Origin of the sequence: Klebsiella sp. 141153 (assembly GCF_032601995.1) — a bacterium.
GTDB classification, from domain to species: Bacteria; Pseudomonadota; Gammaproteobacteria; order Enterobacterales; family Enterobacteriaceae; genus Klebsiella; species Klebsiella aerogenes.
Genome location: NZ_JAQIRJ010000026.1, coordinates 1 through 1,173, shown reverse-complemented (window position 1 = coordinate 1,173; position 1,173 = coordinate 1). Strand labels below are relative to the sequence as shown.

Below are 1,173 nucleotides of genomic sequence, written 5' to 3'. Positions count from 1 at the left end.
CGTAATTCATTACGAAGTTTAATTCACGAGCATCAAACTTAAATTGAAGAGTTTGATCATGGCTCAGATTGAACGCTGGCGGCAGGCCTAACACATGCAAGTCGAGCGGTAGCACAGAGAGCTTGCTCTCGGGTGACGAGCGGCGGACGGGTGAGTAATGTCTGGGAAACTGCCTGATGGAGGGGGATAACTACTGGAAACGGTAGCTAATACCGCATAACGTCGCAAGACCAAAGTGGGGGACCTTCGGGCCTCATGCCATCAGATGTGCCCAGATGGGATTAGCTAGTAGGTGGGGTAATGGCTCACCTAGGCGACGATCCCTAGCTGGTCTGAGAGGATGACCAGCCACACTGGAACTGAGACACGGTCCAGACTCCTACGGGAGGCAGCAGTGGGGAATATTGCACAATGGGCGCAAGCCTGATGCAGCCATGCCGCGTGTATGAAGAAGGCCTTCGGGTTGTAAAGTACTTTCAGCGAGGAGGAAGGCGTTAAGGTTAATAACCTTAGCGATTGACGTTACTCGCAGAAGAAGCACCGGCTAACTCCGTGCCAGCAGCCGCGGTAATACGGAGGGTGCAAGCGTTAATCGGAATTACTGGGCGTAAAGCGCACGCAGGCGGTCTGTCAAGTCGGATGTGAAATCCCCGGGCTCAACCTGGGAACTGCATTCGAAACTGGCAGGCTAGAGTCTTGTAGAGGGGGGTAGAATTCCAGGTGTAGCGGTGAAATGCGTAGAGATCTGGAGGAATACCGGTGGCGAAGGCGGCCCCCTGGACAAAGACTGACGCTCAGGTGCGAAAGCGTGGGGAGCAAACAGGATTAGATACCCTGGTAGTCCACGCCGTAAACGATGTCGACTTGGAGGTTGTGCCCTTGAGGCGTGGCTTCCGGAGCTAACGCGTTAAGTCGACCGCCTGGGGAGTACGGCCGCAAGGTTAAAACTCAAATGAATTGACGGGGGCCCGCACAAGCGGTGGAGCATGTGGTTTAATTCGATGCAACGCGAAGAACCTTACCTACTCTTGACATCCAGAGAACTTAGCAGAGATGCTTTGGTGCCTTCGGGAACTCTGAGACAGGTGCTGCATGGCTGTCGTCAGCTCGTGTTGTGAAATGTTGGGTTAAGTCCCGCAACGAGCGCAACCCTTATCCTTTGTTGCCAGCGGT

At 54.1% G+C, this 1,173-nt stretch carries 1 rRNA gene; it reads left to right on the top strand.

The window, feature by feature from the left end:
• Positions 1–40: 40 nt before the first annotated feature.
• Positions 41–1,173 (top strand): 16S ribosomal RNA (locus PGS10_RS24885); the annotation flags it as partial.